Here is a 25,167-nt window from a genome sequence, read left to right as displayed (position 1 = left end):
GTCCGCCCGCCGCGCCCGGCGACCGCCGCCTCTACGCGCCCCGTCACGCGTAGTGCGAGAGCGTCACGCGTAGTGCGAGCGCAGCCGCGCGTGGGCACGCGGCGACGCACCCACCGCGTCGAGGCCGAGAAGCGCCGAGCCCAGCACCGGAGGCGCCGTGATCACCTTCGGCGTGGCCTTCGGCGCGTGCAGAGCCAGTTCACGTGTGAAGTGGTCGTGCAGCAGCGGATGACGGGCCGCCGCGACGCTGCCCCCGAGCAGGACCGGCGTGGGAGTCTGAAGGAGGTCGAGGCGTGTCAGGGCGACCTTCACCATCGTCACCAGCTCCTCGGCCTGCCGCTTCACGAGAGCACGGGCCACCGGGTCGCCGGCGGAGGCGACTTCGAAGAGGACCGGGGTGATCTCGTGCATGCGGGCGCGGGGCAGATCTCCCAGGTGGAGCGCCTCGATCAGCGCGTACATCGACGTAAGCCCGTAGTGCCAGGGCAGTTCGCGGGCGAGACGGGTCTCCTCGCCGCGGCCGTCCTCCGCACGCGCGGCGAACCAGACGGCCTCCGCCGCCAGTCCGCCTCCGCCGCCGAAGTCGCCCGAGATACGGCCCAGGGCGAGGAAGCGGTGGGTGCGGCCCTCGCCGTCCTGGCCCGCGCAGTTGACGCCGGCGCCGCAGACGACGGCGACCCCGTGGCGCACGGAGCCGTCGTCGGGCAGCCCGGCACGCAGAATGGCGAAGGTGTCGTTGGCCACATCGGTCGTACGGCCCCAGTTGCGCGCCGTCAGGGCGGCCGTCAACTCCCGCTCCTCACGCGGCAGATCGGCGTTGGCGAGGCACGCGGAGACATGGGCGACCGGAGGCTGGGGCCCGGTGCCGAGCGGCGCGGTCCCCGCGCCGGCGGACGGCCCGGCACCGGGTACACCCGGTCCCGCGACGGGCGCCCCCGGTCCGGCACCCGGCACCCCCGCAGCCGCGAGCGCCCGCGCCACCGGCTCTTCCAGCCTGTCCAGCGCCGTGCCCAGGCCGCCCGCCTGGGGGTGGAAACCGCCGCCGCGCGCCCTGCCGCGTACGTCGCCGCCCACGTCCACGACCGCCACGTCCGTCTTGGTGTTGCCCGCGTCGATGGCCAGGCAGGCGGAGGTCTCGAGTTCCCCGCCCGACACGGTCGTCAGGCCCACTCCAGATGCTCCCGGTTGTTGGCGGCGAGCAGGTCGGTCAGCGCCTCGGCACGGTCGTACTGCCCGATCAGCGGGTGCGCCAGCATCGCCTTGAAGACCCGCTCGCGCCCGCCGTGCAGCGCCGCGTCGAGCGCCAGATGCTCATAGGCGGTGACATGTGCGACCAGACCCGTCTGAAGCGGTCCCGCACCCGTCACCGGCAGCGGCACGGCACCCTCCGGGCCGATCTCCGCGGGCACCTCGATCACCGCGTCGTCGGGCAGATAGGGCAGCGTGCCGTCGTTGCGCACATTGACGACCTGCACGCTGCGGGACGTCTCGCTCCCCAGCAGCGACGCGGCCAGCGCCACCGCCGCCTCCGAGTAGAACGCGCCACCGCGGCGGCTCAGCAGCTCCGGCTTCTCCCTCAGCTCCGGATCGCCGTACATCGTGAGCAACTCCCGCTCGATCGCGGCGACTTCCTCCGCCCGGGACGGCTTCGTACGCAGCTCGCCGACGGCCTCGTCGTGTGCGTAGAAGTAACGCAGGTAGTACGACGGGAACGCGCCGAGGGTCTCCAGCACCCGGCGCGGCATCCGCAGCTCCCGGGCGAAGTCCTCCCCGTGGTCGGCGAGCAGCTTAGGCAGCACGTCGGTGCCGTCGGGTCCGCCCAGCCTCACGCCCAGCTCCCATGTGAGGTGGTTGAGCCCGTAGTGGTCGAGGTGGACCTCCTCCGGCGAGACGTCCAGCAGCCTCGCGAACTTCCGCTGGAGGACGACCGCGATGTTGCACAGCCCGATCGCCTTGTGCCCCGCCTGGAGCAGGGCGCGCGTGACGATGCCCACGGGGTTGGTGAAGTCGATGATCCAGGCGTCCGGGTTGGTACGGCGGACCCGCTCGGCGATGTCGAGCACCACCGGCACGGTGCGCAGCGCCTTGGCGAGCCCGCCCGCGCCCGTCGTCTCCTGCCCTACGCAGCCGCACTCCAGCGGCCATGTCTCGTCGCGCAGCCGCGCCGCCTGGCCTCCGACGCGTAGCTGGAGCAGCACGGCGTCGGCGCCGTCGATCCCCGCGTCGACGTCGGCGGTCGTGGTGACGGTCGCTTCATGGCCCTGCGCGGCGAAGATGCGGCGGGCGAGACCCGCCACCAGCTCCAGCCGCTCGGTGTCCGGGTCGATCAGCACCAGCTCGCTCACGGGCAGTGTCTCGCGCAACCGCGCGAAGCCGTCGATCAGTTCGGGGGTGTAGGTGGAGCCGCCGCCGGCCACTGCGAGTCTCATGTCGTACCTCGGGTCCTTCCGCTCGGCGCTGTCTGCCGGGCCCTGGCTGCCGGGCCGGGGCACGTGGGTCGTCGCGTGTGGGTCGTCACGTGTGGGGTTGTCGTCGTCCGGGCGGCGCGCTGTGACGCGTCGCGGGTCAGCGTGAGGTGTCGAAGACCTCGTCACGGGTCGTGGCCAGGGCGCTCTCCAGCGCCCCGTGCAGCACCGGATCGCCCGTGACCGTACCGAGCTTCAACTCGGGCCTGGGCACGGCGAGTTCGGCCAGTTCCTGCTGTACGAGCCGCCGCAGCCGCTCCCCTCCCGCGGTCAGTACGCCCCCCGAGAGCACGATGAGCTGCGGATCGAGCACGGCGACCATGGACGCCAGGCCGACGGCCGTCCCGGTGGCCAGACGGCGCAACAGCTCGTATCGCGGCCCGAGTTCACCGTCCTCGCCCTCCTCCGGCGGGGCCTCCTCGGCGGCACGCGCCACCAGGGCCGCGGCGTCGGCCTGTAGCGAGCCCACGGGGGCGTAGGGCAGGCCCAGCTCATGGGCCCACCGCAGCACCGCTCCCGCGCCCGCGAGCGCCTGGAAGCCGCCGCTGTTGTGCAGCGCCGGGTCCCGTACGAGCGGAGTGCCGGGCACCGGAAGGAACCCGACCTCGCCCGCGCCGCCCGTACGGCCGCGATGCAGCCGCCCCCCGATGACGAGCGCCGCGCCGATGCCCTGCTCGTTCCACAGCAGTACGAAGTCGTCATGGCCGCGGGCCGCGCCCAGGCGCTGCTCGGCTACGGCGGCGAGGTTCACGTCGTTGTCGTACTCGACGGGCATGGGCAGTGCGGCGGCCATCTCCTCCAGCAGCGTGGGGGAGTGCCAGCCGGGCAGGTGTGAGGCGTAGCGCAGCCGCCCGGTACTGGGGTCGAAGGCGCCCGGTGTGCCGATGACGGTGCGGTGGAGGGCGGAGGTGTGCACGCCCGCGGCCTCGGCGGCTCCCTCGACGGCGCGTACGACCAGTTCGGGAGGGCAAGGGCGGGGGCTGCCGGGACGCCGTGCGGGGGTGGGTACTTCGAAGGTCCCGGCGACGCGGCCGGTGACGTCGGCGACTCCGGCGAGGATGCGCGCGGTGGTGACGTCGACGCCGGCGACATGGGCGGCCTGCCCGTTGACGGCGTAGAGCTGGGCGTTGGGCCCGGGGCGGCCCTCGCTCCTTCCGGTGACGACGACCAGACCCGCGCTCTCCAGACGGGCGAGCAACTGGGAGGCCGTCGGCTTGGAGAGGCCGGTCAGTTCGCCGATGCGGCCCCTCGACAGCGGGCCTTGCGCGAGCAGCAGATCGAGTGCGGCGCGGTCGTTCATCGCGCGCAGCACACTCGGGGTCCCCGGCGTCGTACCGGCCATCTGCGCTCCGCCTCCGGCCCTCGGGCTCCGACCGCGGCCACCACTGTTAGGAAGCCTTCCAGTCGTTGGACCGTATGGGGCAGGGCTCGGCGCAGTCAATGGCGCTGCCGATGGGACTGCCCCGGGGGACGGCGATGAGACGGTACGCGGGGGCGGCGGAATGCGCGAGTGGATGCGCGAAGGGCTCGCGAAGTGCTGCGCGCGGCCGGGGGCCGGGGCGGTACCGGGCCCGGGCCCGGACCGCACCGCCGCTTACTTACGGGCCTTCTGCAACGGCACCTTGGAGCCGTCGGCCGGGCCGCCGCCCGTCTGCTTGCCGACCGGGACCTGCTTGCCGCCCGGGACCTGCTTTCCGCCCGTGACCTGCTTGGGGCCGGGGGCGACGGCGGCGCCCGAGCCGTCCGCCGCACCGGCACCGGCGCTTCCGGCAGCGGCACCGGCAGCGGAGTCCGCAGCGGCACCGTCACGCCCGTCGCGGCCCTCCGGCCCGTCCCCGGCGAGCGACGGCTGCTCGGTGCTCTCGATGCCCCTGCGGTCCAGCGCCTGCTTGATCCGCCAGCGCAGCTCCCGCTCCACGCCGAGCGCCTTGCCCGGCATGGTCTTCGCCGAGACCCGTACGACCGCCTCCTCGAGCGTCACCGAGTCCAGGCCGAGCACCTCGACCGGCTCCCAGAGCTGCTCGTCCCAGGGCTCGGTCCTGCCCAGCTCCTCGCCCACGGCGACGATGGCCGCCCGTACCTCGTCGAGGTCCTCGCTGGGGGCCACCTGTACGTCCACGGCCGCGGTCGCCCAGCCCTGGCTGAGGTTGCCGACGCGCTTGATCTCGCCGTTGCGGATGTACCAGATCTCGCCGTTGTCGCCGCGGAGCTGTGTGACGCGCAGCCCGATCTCCAGGACCGTTCCGGAGATCTCGCCGACGTCGACGCGGTCGCCGACCCCGTACTGGTCCTCGAGCAGCATGAAGATCCCGGCGAGCAGGTCCGTGACGACGTCGCGTGCGCCGAAGCCGAGGGCGACGCCGGCGACGCCGGCGCTGGCCAGCAGCGGGGCGAGATTGATGCCGAGGTCGGAGAGGACCATCAGCAGCGCGGTGCCGATGATCACGAACGAGGAGATGCTGCGCAGCACCGATCCGATGGCCTGGGAACGCTGCCGCCTGCGCTCGCCGCTGACGAGCAGCCCACGGAGCGCGTTGGCGCTGTCGGCGGCCTCCGCACGGCGGTTGACGCGCTTGATCAGCCTGCTGATGGCGCGGCGTATCACGTGCCGCAGGAGGATCGCGATGATCGCGATGAGCAGTATGCGCAGTCCGGCGGCGACCCACTCCGACCAGTTCTGCTCGACCCAGCCGGCGGCGTCGGCGGCGGACTCGTGTGCGTCCTTCAAGGACGTGGGGCCGTCGGGCACGCCGTCTCCCATCACCGCTCCCGCACGGTCGAGACCCGCGAGAACCTGCGGAGGGGCAGCGCCGGTGAGCCAGAACACAGCAGAACCTTCCGAGCGGGGAGAGTCGGGACCAACCCAGCGCCGGAGCCGGACGATGCGGATCCGAACGCGGCAACCACACTAACGGCGCACGGCCTTCACAAGCGGCGGCGGCCGGAGTCAGCGGCGCGAACCAGCCGTCGCGAAGGCCGGATCGCATCATGGTCCATTACGTCTTGACTGCTCGGAAGCGGGGCAGAAGTTCAAGGGGGAGTCAGGGGGTGTGGTTGAAAACACGCTCAGGGCGTTACCCGGTCGTGGTGGCGGAACGACCAGGGCGGGGGACACACTGAGTACGGATCGTCCCGGCGCGAGCCACGCGCCGCAGACGTACAAGGAGGCACCGTGCCGCATGTCCTGGTCCTCAACGCGTCGTACGAGCCGCTCGGTGTCGTACCGCTACGTCGCGCCCTCATCCTCGTGCTGAACGACAAGGCGGTCAGCCTCGAGGAGTCCGGCGCACTGATGCACAGCGCGACCCGTGTCATACCCGCGCCCAGCGTCGTACGGCTGAAGCGCTTCGTGCGGGTGCCCTTTCGGGGCACCGTTCCGCTGACCCGACGGGCGCTCTTCGCCCGCGACGGCGGCCGGTGCGCGTACTGCGGTGGTGTCGCAACCAGCGTCGACCACGTCATTCCGCGCAGCCGCGGCGGACAGCACACCTGGGAGAACGTGGTGGCCGCCTGCCGCCGCTGCAACCACGTCAAAGCGGACCGCCACGTCGCCGAGATCGGCTGGCGGCTGCGCCATCAACCCGCGCCGCCGTCGGGCCTGGCCTGGCGGATCATCGGCACGGGACACCGAGACCCGCGCTGGATGCCGTACCTACAGCCATACGGCGCGGACGACGCCCTCGCCCGGATCGAAGGCAGAGCTACTGCCTGAGACCGGGCTTCGTTGTTCTCCGGGGTTCTCCGGGGTTCTACGGGGCCCCGGGGTCTGTGCCGCCGGGCCGCCTGTGGCGTCGGGACGGAGGGGGAGGGGCCGTCAGCGGTCCCGCCCGGCTCCCTCCTTCACGGCGTACGCCTGCAACGACCACAGCGAGAGGCCGAAGCGCGTGGCCCGCTCGTCGCCCTGGACCCTCACGTAGCGCGTGTCGCGGGGCGCGTCCATGCGGACCGTCTCCTTGCCGCCCTTGCCGTCCCTCACGGACGCCGCCTCCCGCCAGCGCTTGCCGTCCGGCGAGACCTGCACGCGGTAGCGCTTGGCGTAGGCGTCCTGCCAGTGCAGCACCAGTTCGCCGAGTCGCGCCGGGTCGCGCAGCTTGAGCTGCACCCACTCGCCGTCCTTGGCGGGGGAGGACCAACGGGTGTCCTCGCGGCCGTCGTTGACGGCGGAGGCGGGGAAGTCGCCGGTCTCGTCGCCGGAGGAGGTGGCCTCCGCGTCACGTGCCAGATCCGGACCGCCGGTACGCGGGAACGCCCGTACCGTCAGCGTCCGCTTCTCGTCCTCGCCGAAGTGGAGCGTGATGCGGTGACTGCCGGACTTCACCGACGAGTCGGCCTCGATCTCCACGGGGACCTCGGTTCTGCCGCCGCGTGGTACGACCGTGCGCCGCGGCGTGCGCACCGTGAAGCCGTCCGGGGCCTCGGCGGTGACCCGGCCGCGTACGTCGGACGGAACGTGCCCGTGGAGTTCGACGGCGGTCCTGCCCGTGCCCCCGCCGATCGGCGCGTAGACGTCGTCCTCGGTCAGGGAGAGGGAGGCGTCGGGCCGGTCGGCGTACCAGGGGGTGATCTCGTGGACCACCGGCTCGTCCGAGCCCGGCGACCAGGCGAGACGCAGCGCGTCGGCCCTCAGGCCGTGTGCGTCCCGCTGGGTCCAGCCGCTGCCGGAGAGCGGGCCGAGGCGCCGCCAGCCCTCGCCCGGCACATGGGCCTCCACGCGGGCCCTGGTCCCGGAGCCGGGACCGGTCTGCACGGTGACCGCGTCCAGGGGGCGCTGCTCGGGCAGCCGCACGGTGAGCGCGGGGGTGTCCTGGCCGCTGCCGCCCCCCGAGCCCTGCCCCCGGCCTCCGCCCTGGCCCTCTCCGGGACCGTCCCACGGCCCGCCCGCGCCGCCTGACGAGCCGGAGCCACGGCCGAGACCGCCCGGCAACGACGCGCCGGGCAGCGGAGAGCGCGGCGCGAAGTACCCGGTGGCGGGGGCGGCTTCGGCACGGTAGGCGGTGTCCGGATCGCCGTCGACGGCGGCCTTCGCGGGGGAGTCGGGGCGGGCCGCCGGTCCGCCCTCGGCGGTGGCACGGTGGCGTCCCGTGCCCCTGTGGTCCGCGCCCGTCCAGGCGTCGGAGGCCTTCAGCGAACGCTTCACGAAGTCCTTCAGCACGCCCTTGCCGACGGTCGCCGACGGCCGGTCGGGGTCCTTGTCCCGCGCGTGCAGCCGCTCCACCGCCAGGCGGGCGTCCCAGGCTTCGCCGCCGTCGCCGCGCGCCTGCGCCGAGAGCATCCGCACGGCCTGCTCGCCCGCCTCGCCGTGGCGCGCCAACTCCTCCAGCCATGGCCGTACTTCACCGGCGAGCGCGCCCGGCACGCGGTCCTGGGCGGTGCGCATCGTATGGAAGGCGCCGCGCAACTCGCCGGCGGTGCGCCGCAGCCGCTTCAGCGAGTCCCGGTCCTGCGGGTCGGAGGCGTCGTAGGCGGCCCAGAAGTCCTTCAACAGCGGCCGCAGATAGGCCGATTCCTCGTTGCCGAGCACGGACGAGGCGTCGTTCCCCGCGAGCGCGCCCACGGCCTCGCGTGCCTGCGCGTCGCCGCCCGCGGCCTCGTCGATCGCCGCCTGCCAGGAGCGCTGAGGGTCGTAACCCTTCGGATTCCAGGCGTAGTCGGCGGCCGTGAACAGCGGAATGCGGGACGCGGCAGGCTGCTTCATCGCATTGGTCAGCACGGCGGCGGAGCGGGCGGCGACCGCCGGCTCCCGGCCGCGGTAGGGCCCGAGGAAGATCCGGTCCTGCGCGTAGTCGTTGACGGGGTAGTTGTCCATGGTGACCAGCGGATGCTGGTGGAACGCCTCGCGTACGGCGGTGAGTTCGCCGCCGGTGATGGTCCGGGGGACCACTCCGACCCCAGTCCAGGCGACCTGCACGCCGGGGTCCAGCCGCCCCGCCAGCTCGTCGCGGTACTCGGTGCCGCCGCCCTGGTAGAACTCGGTCGGCATCACCGACAGCGGCTCGGCGTCACGGTGGCGTTCCGCGAGGTGCCTCGCCACGTCGTTGGCGAGCTCGGCGTGGGCGCGTGCCGCGGCCTTCGCCCCGGAACCGTACTTCTGCGCGTCCTCGTCGCAGTGCCACTCGCTGTAGCTGACGTCCTCGAAGCGGAGCTGGAACGCCTCGAAGCCCAGGGCGCGCATGGCGTCCAGCTTCCGCAGCAGCGCGCGGCGGTCGGCGCCCGAGGAGAAGCACATGCCCTGGCCCGGTGCGACGGCCCAGCCGAGCTTCACATGGTTGCGCCGGGCGCGGTCGGCCAGTTCGCGGAACTCGTCGCGTTGCGCGGCCGGATAGGGGTCGCGCCAACGGGAGGACTGCCGGTACGGGTCGTCGGTGGAGGCGTAGAGATAGCGGTTCTGCTTGGTGCGCCCGAGGAAGTCGAGCTGTTCCAGGCGCTGTCGCTGTGTCCACGAACTGCCGTAGAAGCCTTCGGTGATGCCGCGCACGGGGGCGGTGGGCCAGTCCCTCACGGTCACGCCGGCGAAGCCGCGCCCGCCGTCCCGCTCGGTGACGAGCTGCCGCAGGGTCTGCACGGCGTGGAACAGGCCGTCGGCGTCGGCGCCTTCGAGAGCGACGGTGCTGCGCTTGTCCGTACGTCCGGCGGCGAGACGGTAGCCGCCGCGGGGCAGGTCGCCTCGCGGCGGCGCCTTCAGCGCGGCGAGGGCTTGCGGGGCCGTCGCCGAGTCCACGCGTACGACGAGGCCGCCCCCTCGGGGCAACTGCTGTCCTGGGCGCACCTGTCGGACGTCGCGCGCACCGGCGTCACGCAGCACCGCCCGCAAGGCGTCGAGAGCCGCGGGGTCGGTGTCCTCGTCGGCCACGACGGTCGCTTCGCGGCCTACGGCTACGAAACCGTCCCGCTGGCGCATCGACTGCGGGCGCGGCCACACAGGCGGCAGGGAACCGCCGCGCGCCTTCTCACCGTTCTGCGGCTCCTGGTCCGTGGCACCGGCGGAACGGTCGCCGGGTCCGGGGGCGGCACTGGCCTGCGTCGCGGGCACCCCGCCGAGAATTCCGCCGATGACGGCCGCGGTGAGCGCTGTCGCTCCGGCCCGCCGCCGTGCTCTGTCCCCCTTGGGCGCTGCGCCCACGACGTCCTCCCGTCCTCCCCGTACCGGGATCCTCACGGCTCGGCAGGCGGCCGTTCACCGTTCAGATCGCTCACATCGGTCACATTGTTCACCAGAGCTGAACTAGTGGCCCGCCGGGCACACTTGGAACGCCGAGCCCATCACCGCCGTGTCGGACGTGTCAACGCGGGCGCGGGCGGGGGCAGTCCGCGGATTCCGGCCGTGCTGCGGGCCGCCGGAATCCACGCGCGGGCGGTCCCGTGAACCGTCGGGTTCTGTGAAGGCGGACGCGTCGAGGCCGCGTTCCGGTTCCTGGGCAGGGGCGAACCGCCGGCCGGGGGCGCGCGGCCTCGCGCCGACGCATACGGGCGCGGCACGGCGTGAGGCGCCGGTGACGCCCAGTCGCGGTCCCTGCGGCGCGAGGGCTCGGGATCACCGTGTACACGCGGTCACGGAGCGTCCCCAAGTCCCCCGCGGTGTGCGGGGCGATGCGCCCGTAGCGCCGCAATTCGGTCTCCCGGTGGTGACCTTGGGTGAGTGGCCTGTAAAATTTCGTGCGGGATGGCCTGAAATCCCGCCGTCCGTTCGCCTTCAGGGGCAGGGCGCAGGCAAATCGCCTGCGGAGCAAACGTGACCTCGGCCACGTTCGCCCCCCGATCACGTCTGCGCGCGGCTCCACTGGGTAGGGCCACCCACCTGACCGTCGACGTCCACGAACGGAGGCCCGCCGTGGCCGCGTCCGCTGAACTTCTCGCAGTTCTCACCCCGCTTCCGAAACAGGTGCTCTCGAAACAGCAGGCACTCTCCAAACAGGGGCACGAGCCGGTAGACCTGTCCGGTGTCTCCGACCCCGACTCCGGACTTGACGGCTCGTGCTCGTGCGGGTGCTTCGAGGCACCGCTGACATCCGAACCGCCACTCGCCGACGTGGCCCCCCTCACCAGTGAACCGCCGCTCGCCGAACTGCCGCTCACCAGCGAGCCCACAGGCAGCGGCTTCGGAGCGGACACCACCGAGATCTGATCCGGCTGCCCGGCTTCCGGCATCCGGACTCTCGCCTTCAAGGCTTCCGGCCTTCCGGTTTCCGGAGTTCCGGCTTTCCGAAATCGTGCTCTCGGCTCCGGGGCAGACGCCCCCGGAGCCGTCGCTTGCGTCCCGCAGCCCCGAGGGGTCCTCGGGGAGACCCGGGGCCGAGGTGCCCGAGGCGGTCGGCTATGTTGACGGTGTGAGCGACAAGGTCGATACGAAGGTCAAGAAGAACGTTCTGCGAGCCGGCACCGTCACCGCCGCCTCGGCGCTGATGCTGCTGGTGTCGTCACCGGCCTTCGCGGTCAGCCGTGACGACGGTGACGACCCGGGCCCGGGGATCAGCGTCCTGGAGACGCTCGGGCTGTTCGTCGCCGTACCCGTCGGCGTCTTTCTCCTGATCGCCGCCCTGGTGATGCTCGGCGGCCGTTCCGGCGGCGGCAGGCAGCAGTCCTGAGTCTCAAGCCCTGAGCCTTCTCAGGGCTGAGTTCTGCGCCGGCTTCCCTGCCCCGTACGGGCGTCGAACCCTCATGTGCGCAAACGCCCGTGTGCGTCCCCGTTTCCTGTGTTCCGTATGCGCGGACACGCATGTGTGCGAGCCTGACCGATTCTCGAACGCCCGTACTTTAGGGCAGAGTTGTCCGGCTTTGTCGACGAGCTCGTAACAGCGGGTGGAAGGCCGTCCGATGCTGGGAATCGCCCGGACATGACGCACAACACCCCGCTCTCCCCTCGCCCCCTCAGCCACCTCACGGAGACCGCACCTCCGCGCGTGCTGACCGCGAACTCCCTTCGTGAGCACGGAGTATCCACGGCCGCCGCCGACGAGCGGTGCCGTCCGGGAGGCCCCTGGCAGATGCTGCTGCCGGGCGTCTATCTGCTCCACCCCGGCCCGCCGACCAGTGAGGAGCGGCTGCGGGCCGCACTGCTCCACGCGGGCGGCGAGCGGTCCCGCATCCCCGCCCAGCAGGGCACCGCGAACCGTACGGACCACGCCGGAGGCGCCCTCCCCGGCGCGCCGGGCACACCGCAACGCCACTGCCCGCCCCCGGAGCTGCCCGAGGCGATGATCACCGGCCTGGCCGCGCTCACCCTGCACGGCTTCACCGGCGCACCGTCGCTGCGTGCCGTCGACCGCATCGACGTGCTCGTACCGAGGACGAAGCGGGTGCGCTCCACGGGGTTCGCGCACATCGTCCGCGGCCACAGCCTGCCGGACCCGGAAGAGGTCACCGGGCTGCCCGTGGCACCCGTGGCACGCGCCCTCGCCGACACGGTCGCGCAGCTCACCGACGCCGGAGTGGTACGGCGGCTGCTGGTGGAGTCCGTACGCGGCGGGCACTGCGAAGCGGGCGCGGTGGTGGGGGAGTTGCTCAGAGCGAGGCTGCTGGGCAGGCCCCACGTGCGGGAGGCCGTCGACGCGCTGGTGGCGGAGAACCGCGCCCTGGCGGAGGGCCTGCTCTACGAGATGGTCTTCCGCCACCGCCTCCCCGACCCCTGCTGGAACGTCGACCTCCGTCTGCCCGGAGGCCCCGTGCTGGGCGGCGTCGACGCCTACTGGCCGGACCAGGCCGTGGCCGTGGAACTGGACACCCGTTCGCCGCGCCCGCACATCGACCAGGACGAGCAGTGGTCGCAGTACGCCCGCAAGCGCGAGGTGCTGGAAGGGCTCGGCATCACCGTCGTCCATCTCACACCCGCGAAGCTCCGCGAATCCCTCGGGCAGCAGGCCGCGATCGTACGTACGGCGCTGATGACGGCCGTCGAACGGGAGCCCGCCGAGTATGTGACGGTAACTCCGCGCTAGGGCAAGGGAGTCGAGGCGGGAAAGCCGCAGGCGACCGCGCAGCCGCTAGCCGCAGTACTCCGCCTCGACCAGGGCTTCCGTCTTGGCCGACCAGTCGCCGTTGAGGTGGAACGCCGCGGTGTGCGAGCCGTCGGACGTGGTCACGGCGGTGGAGATCGAGCCCTGGATGGTGCCCTCGTGGCCCCACACGGTGGTCCCGCAGGAGAGCCGGTGCTCGGTGAGGCCCAGCCCGTAGCGGTTGTCGCCGTCGGCGGGGACGGTGGACTTCATCTCCGTGAGCTGGCGCGGCGGCAGCACGTCGCCGCGCAGCAACGCCCTCATGAAACGGACCAGATCGCCCGTGGAGGAGATCATCTCGCCGGAGGCGCCCGCGAGGGAGGGATCGAGCGCGGTGACGTCGTGGACGCCGTCCCGCGAGCGGGTGCCGTGAGCGGGCGGGGCGCCGCGGGAGAGCGTCGAGTACGCCTGCCCGTGCGGCCGGGGGATGCGGGGGGAGTCGCCGGGGAGCGAGGTGTCGCGCAGCTTCAGCGGGCGGATGATGCGGCGTTCTATCTCGTGTGCGTAGGAGTGGCCGGTGGCCTTCGCTATGACCATGCCCGCGAGTACGTAGTTGGTGTTGGAGTAGCCCCAGTCGGAGCCGGGCGCGAAGCTGCGCTGATGCGACATGGCCGTACGCACAAGGGACTTGGGAGAGTGCGTGTCGAACCGGTGGGCGCCGAACCTCGGTCCGAAGTAGTGGCGCCTCATGCGCCGGTCAGCGGTGAAGTCGTACAGACCGCTGGTGTGGCCGAGGAGTTGGCGCACGGTGACCTGGCGCCCGTCCTGGCCGCCGCCCCGCACGGTGCCCGGCAGCCAGCGCTCCACGGGCGCGTCCAGGTCGACGGTGCCCTCCGACTGGAGCTGGAGCATCACCGTGGCGACGAACGGCTTCGTGAGGCTGCCGATGCGGAACTTGTCGTGCGGCATCGGCGGGCGGCCCGTACCGCGGTCCGCGACGCCCGAGGCGCCGTGCCAGACGCCGCCGCCGTCCCGGGCCTCGCCCAACACGCCCGGGACGCCGTCCTGTTGGACCTGGGCGTCCATCTCGTCCTGGGCGGCGGAGTGCCCCGCGTCCGCCGCCGCCGACGAACTCACGGAGAACGCCGCCACGGCGGCGGCCACCAGGGCTACGGCGGTGGAGCGCACGGACATGCGCCGACTCTAATGATCGGTACGGGTGGTGCGCCATATCGCCAGTACGACCAGGACACAGCCCGCGTACTGGCTGAGAGTGGGGCGTTCGGCGAGGAAACCGACACCGAAGAGGATCGCCAGGATCGGCTGGAGAAGCAGCAGCGTCGCGCCCTTGTCGGGGGCGAGCCGTGGCAGCGCCGGGTTGATGAGCAGCCACGCCACGACCTGGCCGAGGAACGCCATCGGTATCAGCCAGCCCCAGGCGGGCCATCCGGGATCGACGTCGACGCCCGTCCACAGCGCCCCGAGCACGCCCGCGGCGACGGCGGCGGCGAAGGTGGCCGCGCAGACGGGAGTGACGGTGTGGGAGGGGGCGGTTGCGACCGGGGTGCTCGCGGCGCCCGAGCCCGTGCCGCCCGCGTAGCCTACGCCCTCGGGGCACAGGGGCGTACCGTCCCCGGTACGGTCACTGCTCTCCGCCACCTCGGCTCCGCCGCGTAGCTCCTCCGGGCTTGCCGCGGACGGGAGTTGGGCGTCGCCGGCCCGGCCGCCGTCGCCGCCGAGCCGTATCAGGAAGAGATAGCCCGCGAAGGCCACGCCCGCGATCGTGCCGAAGAGCACCCCGGAGAGCGGGTCGGTCCCGGGTTCGGGCCGTCCGATGGCGCCTCCCGCCAAGGCCAGCCCAGCGAGCAGCACGAACGCGGTGAGCCAGAATCTGCGTGCCAGCCGAACGCCGGTCAGGAAGCGCGCCAGCAGCGGGAAGACGATCAACTGGACGTTGAGCAGCAGCGTCGCGACGCCCGCGCCCAGATCGTGGATGCTCCGCACCCAGCACACGTAGTCGAGTCCGAGCAGAGTCCCCGCCGCGAGATCGAGCGCGAGCAGCCGCCCGGGCCGGCGCCCGATGCGGCGGCACTCCACGAGTGCCATCGGCGCGAGCACGGCCAGCGCGAGGGCGCACCGCAGAAAGGCCGCGGTGCCCGCGTTCACCTCGGAGAGCTTGATGAACATGCCGGAGGACGAGGTGCATGCGGCGCCCGCCACCACCATCAGCGCGGGGCCGCCCTGCCGGGACGCCCGCGCTCGTCCGGTCCCGGGCGCGCGTCCCGGGTCCCGCCCGGGGCCCGGGACGTGACCGGTCTCCGGCCCGTTCCCCGGTGCGCCCGGCGTCCGCTCTGCTCGTTCGCCCGGTGCGGGCCGCCCCGTCGTGCCTCCGCCGTCCGTACGTGCCATGCCCGTCACTCTCCCCCTCTGGCGGCGGAAGCGACAGCGCGGGGCGCCACCGCGCCATGGGACCGGCCCGCCCAGCGCCCTGGGCCCGGCCGCCGATGCGGGGCGGTTCACGGCTTGCGCAGCAGCAGCGGGGCGGTTCACGGCTTGCGCAGCAGCAGCTCCACATTGCGGTCGTCCGGCTCGCCGCTCAACTCCTGGCGCGCGCCTGGGGAGTTGAGGGCCAGCTCGCGGTAGAGGGAGGCGAGCCCGGTCTGGGAGAGGTCGTGGAAATCGGTGCGTGCGGGGGCGGACGACTCGATCAGCGTGGCGAACAGCGACAGCGTCCCGTCGCCGTTGTCGGCGAGTTCCAGCGTCCTGGCGAGCTGCGGGAAGTCGATGTGGGAGGCCGTGGAGATCTCCCAGAACGTCCGGCGCGGTCTGATCCGGTTCTTGTGGCTGTGGCCGTTGATCCAGGCCACCACGTGGGGATTGGCGTGCAGCAGCGACAGCAGCCTGTCGCCCCCGTCGGGAATGGTGGTGCTGGTGTGGTGGCTGAAGAGCAGCACATAGGTGCCCTTGGCCCGCTCCTCCTTCAGCCGGCGCTCCAGCCAGGCGAGTTGGGCGTCGCCGACGCTGCCCGGGTAGCCGCCGTCGTGCCGGGTGGTGTCCAGGCTGACGCCCGTGACATCCTCCGAGATGCGGAAGGTGTAGTAGAGGCGGTCCTCGGCGAGGTTGGCCTCGGTGTAGCCGTGCCCGACGGGGCCCGCGCCCTCGTACTTCTTACGCATGTGCGCACGTACCCAGTCCCTCCTGGTGAACGGCGCACGCTGAAGATCGGCCGTGACGCGCCGCATCGTCCGGGAGCGCAACCGTTCGCGCAGCGCCTCCTTGAGCTGCTCGCCCTTGGGGTCCCCGCCGTCCTCGACGGTCTTCCACAGCCGTGCGGCCTCCGCCTCCGACTCCAGCTCCATCAGCTTCCGCCCGCCGACGGCGAAGTCGGCGAAGAAGGAGTCGCCCGCGTAGCAGCCCCCGGGCAGGGCGTCGTGGTTGCCGGAGGTGGAGTACCAGGGCAGCGCTAGACCCGGGCTGTTGACCTCTCGGATGGCCGCCCGCAGATAGCCGTCGATCCGGGGGAAGCCCAACGCCTTGTCGTCGTCGCGCAGTTCGTCCTCCGGCTGCCAGTAGAGCCTCAGCCCGCTGCTCTGCACACCCTCGTACGCGTCGACGTCGCCGGTGTTGGGGGTGATGCGGCCGCCGGTCATCGCCGTGAGGAACCAGTCGAGTTCGGCACGGCAGTTGTTGTCGGTGTTGTCGCCGGTGGTGACGACGAAGGACAGCGGTTCGCCGGTCGCCGGGCCTCCGCGCAGGCCGTTGACGCGTTCGATCAGGGAGACGGCGCCCGCCACCGACAGGGCCTCCTGCGGACGCCAGGCGCTGGTGGTCTCGGTGCGCAGATACTCGTAGCGCAGCGGATGCTGCACGTCGACCATGTGCAGATCGGTGAACTGGACGAAGGCCGTCAGCAGCCGCCGCTTCTCCGTGCGGCCTTGGCGCGCCTCCGCGAGGTCCGTACGTACGAGACGCTTCCAGCCGGGGCCGTCGCCGAGGCGCCGATAGCCGCCGGAGCCGCCGCGCGGAGTGGAGACCCGGGCGAGCGTGGTGCCCTCGGGGGAGGGTTCCACGGGTTCGGCGCGGGTGACGGGAGCCTGCGCTCGTGCACGGGCGGCGCGAGCGCGGGCCGAGGCCGACGCGCCTGGTGAAGGGGACGACTTCGAAGGCTGACCGGCGTTGGCGGAACCCCCGTTGAACACCGGCGCGGCCCCGAGTACGGTGGCCGCCCCGGCGGCACCGAGCGTGAGGAGGGTGCGGCGGTCGGGCAGACGGGTCTGCCACCGGCTGCTGCGGTCCATGCGGGCTGCCTCTCCTGTGACGGACGCGAATCCTGTGACGCGCGAAGCGGTCGCGTGCCGTGCCGCGCCTGCGCCGCTGGTGCGTACCGGCTCGGAACGACCCGCTCACCAGGGATGTTTGGCATCCGGAGTGACCTGCGCCTGAACGACGGCGGAACGCCGCACGCCCATCGGCACTCATGGATCACCGACCGGAACCGCCGCTTCCTCCCCGTTGCCCGCGTCCGGTCCGCCGTCGCCCTGCTGCTCACCCGCCGTTCACCTCGCCCCGCCAGGAGGCCGGGGCCGCGTGGAAGCGGAGCGGGGCGCATGAGTCCCGGCGTTCGGGGCACGCCGGAAGCGCCCGCCCCTCAGGCGGGCGGATGGGAACACCGCACCGCGGCCACGTGGAAGGATGGCCGAACTACGACATCGTGAGATTGCGACAGCAGGGGAGAGCACCAGGTGCCTGGCACGAATCTGACACGCGAGGAGGCTCGCCGGCGCGCGCGCAGCTCCTCCGCGTGGACTCCTACGAGATCGAGCTGGATCTGAGCGGCGCACAGGACGGGGGCACCTTCCGCTCCCGGACGCTCGTCCGCTTCGAGGCCGCGGAGGCGGCGCCGAGCTGGATCGACCTGGTTGCCCCCACGGTGCACGAGATCGTCCTGAACGGACAGGCCGTCGACCCGGCCGAGGCGTTCGCCGACTCACGCATCGCGCTCCCGGAGCTCGCCCGGGGCGAGAACGAACTGCTGGTGGTGGCGGACTGCGCGTACACCAACACCGGTGAGGGCCTGCACCGCTTCGTCGACCCCGTCGACCAGCAGGCGTATCTCTACACGCAGTTCGAGGTGCCCGACGCCCGCCGCGTCTTCGCCAGCTTCGAGCAGCCGGACCTGAAGGCGGCCTTCCAGTTCACCGTGCGCGCCCCCGAGGGCTGGACGGTGATCTCCAACTCCCCCGCACCGCAGCCGGAGGACGGGCTGTGGTGCTTCGAGCCGACGCCGCGGATCTCCACCTACGTCACGGCGCTCGTCGCCGGCCCGTACCACTCGGTGCACAGCACGTGGGAGGGCGGCGGACGCACCATCCCGCTGGGCGTCTACTGCCGCCCCTCGCTGGCCGAACACCTCGACGCGGACGCGATCTTCGAGGTCACGCGGCAGGGATTCGACTGGTTCCAGGAGAAGTTCGACTACCCGTACCCCTTCGGCAAGTACGACCAGCTCTTCGTCCCGGAGTTCAACGCGGGCGCCATGGAGAACGCCGGCGCGGTCACCATCCGCGACCAGTACGTCTTCCGCTCCAAGGTGACGGACGCCGCGTACGAGACGCGTGCGGAGACCATCCTCCACGAGCTGGCCCACATGTGGTTCGGCGACCTCGTGACGATGGAGTGGTGGAACGACCTGTGGCTCAACGAGTCGTTCGCCACGTACACGTCCGTGGCATGCATGTCCGCCGCTCCCGGCTCGCGCTGGCCCCACTCGTGGACGACGTTCGCCAACCAGATGAAGACCTGGGCGTACCGGCAGGACCAACTGCCCTCCACGCACCCGATCATGGCGGAGATCCGCGACCTCGACGACGTGCTGGTCAACTTCGACGGGATCACCTACGCCAAGGGCGCGTCCGTGCTGAAGCAGCTCGTCGCATATGTGGGCGAGGACGCCTTCTTCAGCGGCGTGCAGCGCTACTTCAAGCGCCACGAGTGGGGCAACACCCGCCTCGGGGACCTGCTCGGCGCGCTGGAGGAGACCTCCGGGCGCGATCTGGCGTCCTGGTCGAAGGCGTGGCTGGAGACCGCGGGGATCAATGTGATGCGCCCCGAGATCGTCACCGACGCCTCGGGGGAGATCACCTCCTTCGCGGTACGGCAGGAGGCGCCCGCCCTGCCTCCGGGCGCCGCCGGGCAGTCGACGCTGCGCCCGCACAGGATCGCGATCGGCGTGTACGACCTGCGGGAGGGCAAGCTCGTACGCACGGACCGCATCGAGCTGGACGTCGACGGCGAGGTGACCGAGGTGCCGGAGCTGTCGGGCCGCAGCCGCCCGGCCGCCGTCATCCTCAACGACGACGACCTGTCGTATGCGAAGGTCCGCCTCGACGCGGAGTCGCTGGCGACCGTCACGGAGCACATCGGCGACTTCGAGGAGTCGCTGCCCCGCGCGCTGTGCTGGGCCTCCGCCTGGGACATGACGCGCGACGCTGAACTGCCCGCCCGCGACTATCTGGACCTCGTGCTCTCCGGCATCGTCAAGGAGTCGGACATCGGCGTGGTCCAGTCGCTGCACCGGCAGGTCAAGCTCGCGCTCGACCTCTACGCCGACCCGCGTTGGCGGGAGACCGGTCTGCTGCGCTGGTCGGAGGCCGCGCTCGAACAGCTACGCGCTGCGGCACCGGGCAGCGACCACCAGCTCGCGTGGGCGCGCGCTTTCGCCTCGTCCGCTCGTACGGACGCCCAACTGGCGCTGCTTGAGGAGCTGTTGGCGGAGGCACCGGCCGGAGGCGAAGGAGCGGGCGAAGGCGGCGCAGGCGCCAAGGCCGTGGAGGGCCTGGTCGTAGACACCGAACTTCGCTGGGCACTGCTGCACCGCCTCGCCGCCACGGGACGCGCCGGGGAGAAGGAGATCGCCGCGGAGCTGGAGCGCGACGCGACCTCGGCGGGTGAGCGCTACGCGGCGATGGCACGGGCCGCACGGCCCACGGCGGAGGCGAAGGCCGAGGCGTGGGCGTCGGTGGTCGGCAGCGGAGCCGGGGCCGAGACCGGCCTGCCGAACGCGGTGCAGGAGGCCGTCATCGGCGGGTTCCTCCAGACCGACCAGCGTGAACTGCTCGCGCCGTACGCGGGGAAGTACTTCGAGGTGGTCAAGGACATCTGGGAGCAGCGCAGCCACGAGATGGCGCAGCAGATCGCCGTGGGGCTCTACCCGGCGCTCCAGGTGTCGCAGGAGACCCTCGACGCCACGGACGCATGGCTGGAGGAGGCCCGGCCGGGCGCGGCGCTGCGGCGGTTGGTGACCGAGTCACGGGCGGGCGTCGAGCGGGCGCTGCGTGCGCAGAAGGCGGACGCTGCGGCCGGCTGACGCTGCGGGAACGAGGCGCAGGGGCGGGGGCGCAGGGTCCCCGCCCCGGGGCCTGACCTCACAGGGTCCGGCCGGGTAGCGCAGAGGTCCGGCCGGGCACGCTGCCCCGCGGACATCGCCGCCGCAGTCGCGAACTCGGCCGCGGCGCCTGCGAATTGGCTGCGGCGGCCGGTCACCGGGACGTCCTTCACGGTGACCGGCCGCCGCTGTCGTACCCGGAGCATCCCGGGCCGGTGTGGCGGGCATCCGGCGGCCCCCCGCGCGGACGGCAGACCCGTCACTCCGGCCCGGCCGCTCCGGAGGCTCCCGGCGCATCCACCACACCGACGGCACCGGCCCACTGCCGCGCCCGAAGGCCCCCGGTCTGCTGCCGGGGGCCTCCGTGTGGGGGGATGCGGGCCGTGCAACTTCGGCGTGGTGCGTGCGGTTGCGCTGTTCTTCGGTGTTCAGGCGTGGTGCGTCTTACGGGTCGCGCTGTACCGGCGTGGTGCTGGCTTTTCCTGCTCGTCATGCCTCGTGCTGTTCCCGGAGTCCCGGGCGCTGCCGCCTACTTGGCGAAGGCGGCCTGGTCGAAGGCGGCGCTGGCCACGCCGTTCGCCCACAGCGACTGGACCTGCGCGGCCTCGTTGGCGTCCGGCTTGTCGTTGGTGCAGGACGGGCCGGGGCCGCCGCCGGACATCAGCTCGCTGCACGGACCCTCGTAGTGGTCCGGCAGGCCGAGCACATGGCCGGTCTCGTGGGCGACGACGCGGTTGGAGTCGTACTCCTGGTTCTGCGCGTAGTCCAGGAAGATGTAGCCGTTGCCGTGACCGTCGGTCGAGGCGTACGAACCACGCGGGTCGTCACCCTCGCGGTAGTCGAAGCTGGCGCTGCCGCCCTCGGCGAGCTGCACGTTGGAGACGGCCGCGTTCCACACCGCGGTGCTGTTGGCGATCTGGCTCGCGAAGGTGGGGGCCCCGCTCGCGTCGTAGTTGACGGTGACCGCCTGGATGCCCGGCTTGGCGGCCTGCTTCTTCAAGGCGTCCTTCACCACGGCGTTGAAGAACGCCTCGGTCGCCTTGTTCGATTCGCCGATGTATCCGGAGCGGGTCGCGCTGCTCTTCGCGGTGCTGCCACCGTCGTCCGGCGTCGCTGCCGAGGCGGGCATCGCACCCAGACCCAGGGCCAGTCCGAGGCCGAGTGCCGCAGAGATTGCCGTGGTGCGGGTTCTCATGGGGGGTCTCCATTCTGGTCCGTAGCGACGTGACCGCTGCAAGGTGGGGTGCGGTCCGCGCTGCCGGAAGAACTCCTGCTGACGAAGAGTCTGTTGGAGACTTTGCCGCGAGGGATGATGGCAACTAGTGATAGCTCCGTCGCATCACCCGGTACGCAGGACGTTCTGAGACTCCTCGGCGTCTGGTGTGACAAACGTCCGCTTGGCTATGCTCCGGCGTGTGGAGCTCGAAGTGAGGCATCTTCGTGCGCTGTGCGCGATCGCCGACACGGGCAGTGTGCACAAGGCGGCCCGTCAACTCGGCATGACCCAGCCCTCGTTGACCACACAGCTCCGCCGTATCGAGCAGGCCGTCGGCGGCCAGCTCTTCTCCCGGGAGCGTACGGGCAGCGTCCCCACACCGCTCGGCAAGTTCGTGCTGTGCAGGGCACGGCCCCTCGTCGCCGAGATGACCGCGCTCGTGAGCGAGGCCAGGGCCGCCGCGAGCCGTGCCGGGGGAGAGTACTTGCGCATCGGCAGTACGGGAAGCCCTGCCGTGCCCGGCTGGCTGCGGCGGCTGCGCGCGAGGCTGCCCGAGGCCGACACCACCTTCCACATGGACGCCTCCGCGCACACCCTGCTGCGCATGGTCGCGGAGAACCAGCTCGACGCCGTCTTCGTGCACGAGGTCGAGGGCTCGCCGTTGCAGATACCCGACGGCGTGGAGGTGCACGTACTGGTAGAGCGCGAGCCGCAGTTCGTCGCCCTGTCCGCCACGCACCCGGCCGCGTCCCGTTCCGTGCTGAGCCTGACGGAACTCGCACACGAGCGGTGGATGGTCGACCCCGCCGCCGACGGCGAATGGACCGGTCTGCGCAGGGTCTTCGCCGAGGCGGGCATCAACCCCCGTGTCGTGCACGGCGACAACCTCGCCGCCGCCGACCTCGTGGCCGCCGGAGAGGTCGTCGCACCCTGCCAGCCGACCGCGCCCGCCCGTCCCGGCCGGATAGTACGGCCGCTGCGGGGCGACCCGCTGGCGGTACGGCTGCTGCTGGCCACAAGGGAGGCGCCGCCCGACGCCGCACCCGGCACGGCGCCCGCGATCGAACCCGCGGCACTGCTCGCGGACCTCGAAGCCGCGTATCGCGAGGTGGCGTGGGCGAGCGACGCCTACCGCCACTGGTACCAACGGCACGACGACAGCTCCTCGTTGCCGTTCACGGTCGTGGCGTAGCCGGGCGCGCTGCGTTCCGTAGCCGCGCCACGCGTTCACCTGCCCGTACGGCCGGGTGCCCGCACGACCCCCCTGCGCCCGGCGCTGTGCCGCCGTATGGCCGGGCGCCCTTAGGCGTGCTGCGTGCCGTGCGCGTCGCGGTCGCCCGCGTCCGAGGGAGCGTCCCTACGCAACCCGGTCCCCGGCCGTCTAACGGGCTGAGGCCCCCGCGGCCGCGTCGCAGCGCTGCGCCCGCAGCGCACGGGCCAGATCGTCACGTGCCTCCAGCACGAGGCGCCGCAGCGCGGGCGCCGCGTCCTCGTGCGCGGCCAGCCATGCGTCGGTCGCGTCCAAAGTGGCCTGGTCGCCCTGGAGATCGGGGTAGAGCCCGCGCACGATCGACATCGCGATCTCGATGGAACGGGTGCGCCAGACCTCCTCCAGCGCCTCGAAGTAGGGCTGTGCGTACGGCGCCGTCAGCTCCTGCTGACCGGGCTGGGCGAACCCCGCGATGGTGGCCTCGACCAGCGCGTTCGACAGCCGGTCGGAGGTCATCACCGCGTCCCACGCACGCGCCTTGACCTCCGGCGAGGGGCGCGCCGCCAGACAGCGCACATGGTGGCGCTTGCCGGACGCCGTGTCGTCGCGGGCGAGTTCGGAGTCGAGCAGTTCCGCGTCGGCTTCGCCCCGTGCGGCGAGCGTCTCCAGGAACGTCCAGCGCAGCTCCTGGTCGATGACCAGCCCGTCGATACGGGCCGCTCCTTCGCCCCCGGACCCCTTCGAACCGCCCGGCGCGGGCGAGCCCAACAGCCCCCGCAGCAGCCGCAGATCCTTCTCGTCGTCGGCCACGGCCGCGAAGAAGCGCGCCCACGCCAACTGGTGCCCGCTGCCCGGCTCCGCCAGGCGCAGCATGCTCAACGCGCCCTCCGCGAGCGCCCTTCGGCCCTCGTCGCGCCACTCCGGGGCGGCGTAGCTGACGACCGCGGACCGGCTCCAGGCGTGCAGCATCTGTAGCACGCCGACATCCGACTCGGTGCCCGCGAAGGAGAGCACCAGCGAGACGAAGTCCCTCGCGGGCATCAGCCCGTCACGCGTCAGATTCCACATCGCCGACCAGCAAAGCGCCCTGGACAGTGAGGGGTTGTGACCGCCGTCGGCCTCCGCCTCCGCCGCGCCTCGCTCCTCGCCGGGCCCGGCGGCCAGCTCACCGAGGTGCGCGCGCAGCGTCGCCATCGACACCTCGTCGAGGCGGGTCTTGCAGTACGTGAGGTCGTCGTCGTTGACGAGCACCAGATCCGGGCGTTCCGCACCGGACAGCTCCTCGACGACCGTACGGGCGCCCGTGACGTCCGTCTCCGCACGTGCGTAGCGCACCAGCCCGCGCCCCATGCCCTCGTGCCGGTACAGGCCGACGGCCACACGGTGCGGACGCAGCACGGGATGGCTGCCGGGCGCCTCCTGGAGCACCGCCAGCTCGGTGACCCGTCCGTCGGCGTCACAAGTGACCTGCGGCGTGAGGGAGTTGACGCCCGCCGTCTGCAGCCACGCCCGCGACCACTCGTCCATGTCGCGCCCGGAGGTCTCCTCCAGTACCGCCAGCAGGTCCGCCAGCGTCGTGTTCCCCCACGCGTGCCGCTGGAAGTAGCGCCGCGCCCCCTCCAGGAAGGTCTCCCGCCCCACGTATGCGACGAGCTGCTTCAGTACGGACGCGCCCTTGGCGTAGGTGATCCCGTCGAAGTTGAGCTTGGCGTCCTCCAGATCGCGGATGTCCGCCGTGACGGGGTGCGTCGAGGGAAGCTGATCGGCCCGGTACGCCCAGGACTTGCGGCGGTTGGCGAAGGTGATCCAGCCGTCCTTGAAGCGCGTCGCCTCCACCAGCGCCAGCGCGCCCATGAAGTCGGCGAAGGACTCCTTCAGCCACAGGTCGTCCCACCAGCGCATCGTCACGAGGTCGCCGAACCACATGTGCGCCATCTCGTGCAGGATGACGTTCGCCCGGTGCTCGTAGGAGGCTTCCGTGACCTTGCCTCGGAAGACGAACTCCTCGCGGAAGGTGACCAGTCCGGGGTTCTCCATCGCGCCGAGGTTGTACTCGGGCACGAACGCCTGGTCGTACTTGCCGAACGGGTACGGGAAGCCGAAGTGCTCGTGGAAGAAGTCCAGGCCCTGCTTGGTGACGGTGAAGACGTCCTCCGGGTCGAAGTGCTTGGCCAGGCCCTTGCGGCACAGCGCGCCCAGCGGGATCTCCAGCTCGCCCCCGGGGCTGCGGTAGGTGTCGGTGACGTAGTGGTACGGCCCGGCGACGACGGCCGTGATGTACGTGGAGATCGGTTCCGTCGGGGCGAAGCGCCAGACGGCGGCGGCGCCCTCGTCGAGCGGCTGCGGCTCGCCCTGGCTCGCCCCGTTGCCGAGCACCGTCCAGCGCGCCGGCGCGGTGACGGTGAAGGCGAAGCGGGACTTGAGGTCCGGCTGCTCGAAGTTGGCGAAAACCCTGCGGCTGTCGGCCGGTTCGTACTGCGTGTAGAGGTAGACCTCGCCGTCCTCGGGGTCGAGGAAGTGGTGCAGGCCCTCGCCGGTACGGCTGTAGGCGCAGGCCGCGTCCACCGTCAGCTCGTTCTCGGCCTCCAGCCCGTCGAGCGCGATGCGGGAGCCGTCGAAGACCGAGTCGACCGGCAGCGAACGCCCGTTGAGGGTCACCGAGTGCACCTGGGGCGCGATGAGGTCGGCGAACGTCGAGGCACCCGGCTCCGAGCAGCGGAAGCGGATCGTCGTCGTCGAACGGAACGTACGCGGCCCCTTCGCCGGCGGGGGAGCGGTCGCGGAGCGCAGATCCAGCGCCACCTCGTAGCCGTCCACCGTCAGCAGGCCGGCCCGTCGCTGTGCCTCTTGGCGGGTCAGGTTCTCTCCGGGCACGGCGTGGCTCCTCGTCTCGAGTTCTCGGCGACGCCGCTCAGCATTTCACGCGCCGTAGGCGGCGGGCACATGGGAATTGCGGCCGTCGT

At 72.1% G+C, this 25,167-nt stretch carries 15 protein-coding genes and 1 pseudogene; 6 read left to right on the top strand and 10 right to left on the bottom strand.

All coding sequences use genetic code 11. From position 1 onward, the window contains the following. Positions 1-63: 63 nt before the first annotated feature. From MMA15_RS07755 to MMA15_RS07740, 4 genes are all read right to left on the bottom strand, one after another. Complete coding sequence (locus tag MMA15_RS07755) at positions 64-1,170, bottom strand: N-acetylglucosamine kinase (RefSeq protein WP_241058402.1); 1,107 nt, start codon at positions 1,168-1,170, stop codon at positions 64-66. Beyond that, positions 1,161-2,429, bottom strand: a complete 1,269-nt coding sequence (locus MMA15_RS07750; protein ID WP_241058401.1) for a 6-phospho-beta-glucosidase — start codon at positions 2,427-2,429, stop codon at positions 1,161-1,163. The genes MMA15_RS07755 and MMA15_RS07750 overlap by 10 nt, the downstream gene beginning before the upstream one ends. Before the next feature lie 136 nt (positions 2,430-2,565). Continuing rightward, on the bottom strand, positions 2,566-3,807 hold the full coding sequence (locus MMA15_RS07745; RefSeq protein WP_241058400.1) for an ROK family transcriptional regulator: 1,242 nt from the start codon (positions 3,805-3,807) through the stop codon (positions 2,566-2,568). Between the two features lie 252 nt (positions 3,808-4,059). Beyond that, positions 4,060-5,226, bottom strand: coding sequence for a mechanosensitive ion channel family protein (locus MMA15_RS07740; RefSeq protein ID WP_241063072.1), 1,167 nt, complete (start codon positions 5,224-5,226; stop codon positions 4,060-4,062). Positions 5,227-5,637: 411 nt separating this feature from the next. Between MMA15_RS07740 and MMA15_RS07735 the strand changes: the two genes are divergently transcribed. After that, positions 5,638-6,177 (top strand): HNH endonuclease, encoded by a 540-nt coding sequence (locus MMA15_RS07735; RefSeq protein WP_055485022.1) that lies wholly within the window; start codon positions 5,638-5,640, stop codon positions 6,175-6,177. Between the two features lie 102 nt (positions 6,178-6,279). Here MMA15_RS07735 and MMA15_RS07730 read toward each other — a convergent pair whose 3' ends face one another. Continuing rightward, positions 6,280-9,585, bottom strand: coding sequence for a glycoside hydrolase family 84 protein (locus tag MMA15_RS07730; protein WP_241058399.1), 3,306 nt, complete (start codon positions 9,583-9,585; stop codon positions 6,280-6,282). 708 nt (positions 9,586-10,293) lie between these two features. Between MMA15_RS07730 and MMA15_RS07725 the strand changes: the two genes are divergently transcribed. The 3 genes from MMA15_RS07725 (at position 10,294) to MMA15_RS07715 (ending at position 12,397) form a co-directional block, all read left to right on the top strand. Next, positions 10,294-10,587, top strand: a complete 294-nt coding sequence (locus MMA15_RS07725; RefSeq protein WP_241058398.1) for a hypothetical protein — start codon at positions 10,294-10,296, stop codon at positions 10,585-10,587. 202 nt (positions 10,588-10,789) lie between these two features. Beyond that, the gene (locus tag MMA15_RS07720; protein WP_241058397.1) at positions 10,790-11,047 is read left to right on the top strand and encodes a hypothetical protein; all 258 of its coding nucleotides are present in this window, start codon (positions 10,790-10,792) and stop codon (positions 11,045-11,047) included. Between the two features lie 249 nt (positions 11,048-11,296). Then, positions 11,297-12,397, top strand: a complete 1,101-nt coding sequence (locus MMA15_RS07715) for a hypothetical protein (RefSeq protein WP_241058396.1) — start codon at positions 11,297-11,299, stop codon at positions 12,395-12,397. Positions 12,398-12,442: 45 nt separating this feature from the next. Here the strand turns inward: MMA15_RS07715 and MMA15_RS07710 are convergent, their stop codons facing one another. The 3 genes from MMA15_RS07710 to MMA15_RS07700 all read right to left on the bottom strand — a co-directional run bounded on the left by MMA15_RS07710 (position 12,443) and on the right by MMA15_RS07700 (position 16,692). Beyond that, a complete protein-coding gene (locus MMA15_RS07710) occupies positions 12,443-13,588 on the bottom strand; it encodes a serine hydrolase domain-containing protein (RefSeq protein WP_241058395.1) in 1,146 nt (381 codons plus the stop codon). Positions 13,589-13,597: 9 nt separating this feature from the next. Continuing rightward, entirely contained in the window at positions 13,598-14,803 is a 1,206-nt protein-coding gene (locus MMA15_RS07705) for a DMT family transporter (RefSeq protein WP_241058394.1), read from the bottom strand. 137 nt (positions 14,804-14,940) lie between these two features. Then, positions 14,941-16,692 (bottom strand): TIGR03767 family metallophosphoesterase, encoded by a 1,752-nt coding sequence (locus MMA15_RS07700; protein ID WP_241058393.1) that lies wholly within the window; start codon positions 16,690-16,692, stop codon positions 14,941-14,943. Between the two features lie 444 nt (positions 16,693-17,136). Between MMA15_RS07700 and pepN (MMA15_RS07695) the strand changes: the two are divergent. After that, positions 17,137-19,760: pseudogene (pepN, locus tag MMA15_RS07695) on the top strand (aminopeptidase N). 547 nt (positions 19,761-20,307) lie between these two features. On the opposite strand, the gene snpA reads toward pepN (MMA15_RS07695), so the two are convergent. Beyond that, positions 20,308-20,973 carry a snapalysin gene (snpA, locus tag MMA15_RS07690; protein WP_241058392.1) on the bottom strand — a complete coding sequence of 222 codons (666 nt, stop codon included), beginning with the start codon at positions 20,971-20,973 and terminating at the stop codon, positions 20,308-20,310. Between the two features lie 208 nt (positions 20,974-21,181). On the opposite strand from snpA, the gene MMA15_RS07685 reads away from it, so the two are divergent. Further along, on the top strand, positions 21,182-22,186 hold the full coding sequence (locus MMA15_RS07685; RefSeq protein ID WP_241063070.1) for a LysR family transcriptional regulator: 1,005 nt from the start codon (positions 21,182-21,184) through the stop codon (positions 22,184-22,186). Positions 22,187-22,375: 189 nt separating this feature from the next. Here MMA15_RS07685 and pepN (MMA15_RS07680) read toward each other — a convergent pair whose 3' ends face one another. Further along, the gene (gene pepN, locus MMA15_RS07680) at positions 22,376-25,078 is read right to left on the bottom strand and encodes an aminopeptidase N (protein WP_241058391.1); all 2,703 of its coding nucleotides are present in this window, start codon (positions 25,076-25,078) and stop codon (positions 22,376-22,378) included. Positions 25,079-25,167: the final 89 nt, after the last annotated feature.

It is taken from the genome of Streptomyces marispadix (genome assembly GCF_022524345.1).
Lineage (GTDB): Bacteria > Actinomycetota > Actinomycetes > Streptomycetales > Streptomycetaceae > Streptomyces > Streptomyces marispadix.
Note: the sequence above shows the minus strand (reverse complement) of the source record. Positions and strands in the feature narration are given on the sequence as shown.

Excerpts from the sequence above, each read along its gene's own strand:
- snpA (WP_241058392.1), bottom strand. The coding sequence starts at position 20,973 with ATGAGAACCCGCACCACGGCAATCTCTGCGGCACTCGGCCTCGGACTG.
- MMA15_RS07745 (WP_241058400.1), bottom strand. The coding sequence starts at position 3,807 with ATGGCCGGTACGACGCCGGGGACCCCGAGTGTGCTGCGCGCGATGAAC.
- MMA15_RS07705 (WP_241058394.1), bottom strand. The coding sequence starts at position 14,803 with ATGGCACGTACGGACGGCGGAGGCACGACGGGGCGGCCCGCACCGGGC.
- MMA15_RS07710 (WP_241058395.1), bottom strand. The coding sequence starts at position 13,588 with ATGTCCGTGCGCTCCACCGCCGTAGCCCTGGTGGCCGCCGCCGTGGCG.
- MMA15_RS07700 (WP_241058393.1), bottom strand. The coding sequence starts at position 16,692 with ATGGACCGCAGCAGCCGGTGGCAGACCCGTCTGCCCGACCGCCGCACC.
- MMA15_RS07750 (WP_241058401.1), bottom strand. The coding sequence starts at position 2,429 with ATGAGACTCGCAGTGGCCGGCGGCGGCTCCACCTACACCCCCGAACTG.
- MMA15_RS07685 (WP_241063070.1), top strand. The coding sequence starts at position 21,182 with ATGCTCCGGCGTGTGGAGCTCGAAGTGAGGCATCTTCGTGCGCTGTGC.
- MMA15_RS07740 (WP_241063072.1), bottom strand. The coding sequence starts at position 5,226 with ATGGGAGACGGCGTGCCCGACGGCCCCACGTCCTTGAAGGACGCACAC.
- MMA15_RS07715 (WP_241058396.1), top strand. The coding sequence starts at position 11,297 with ATGACGCACAACACCCCGCTCTCCCCTCGCCCCCTCAGCCACCTCACG.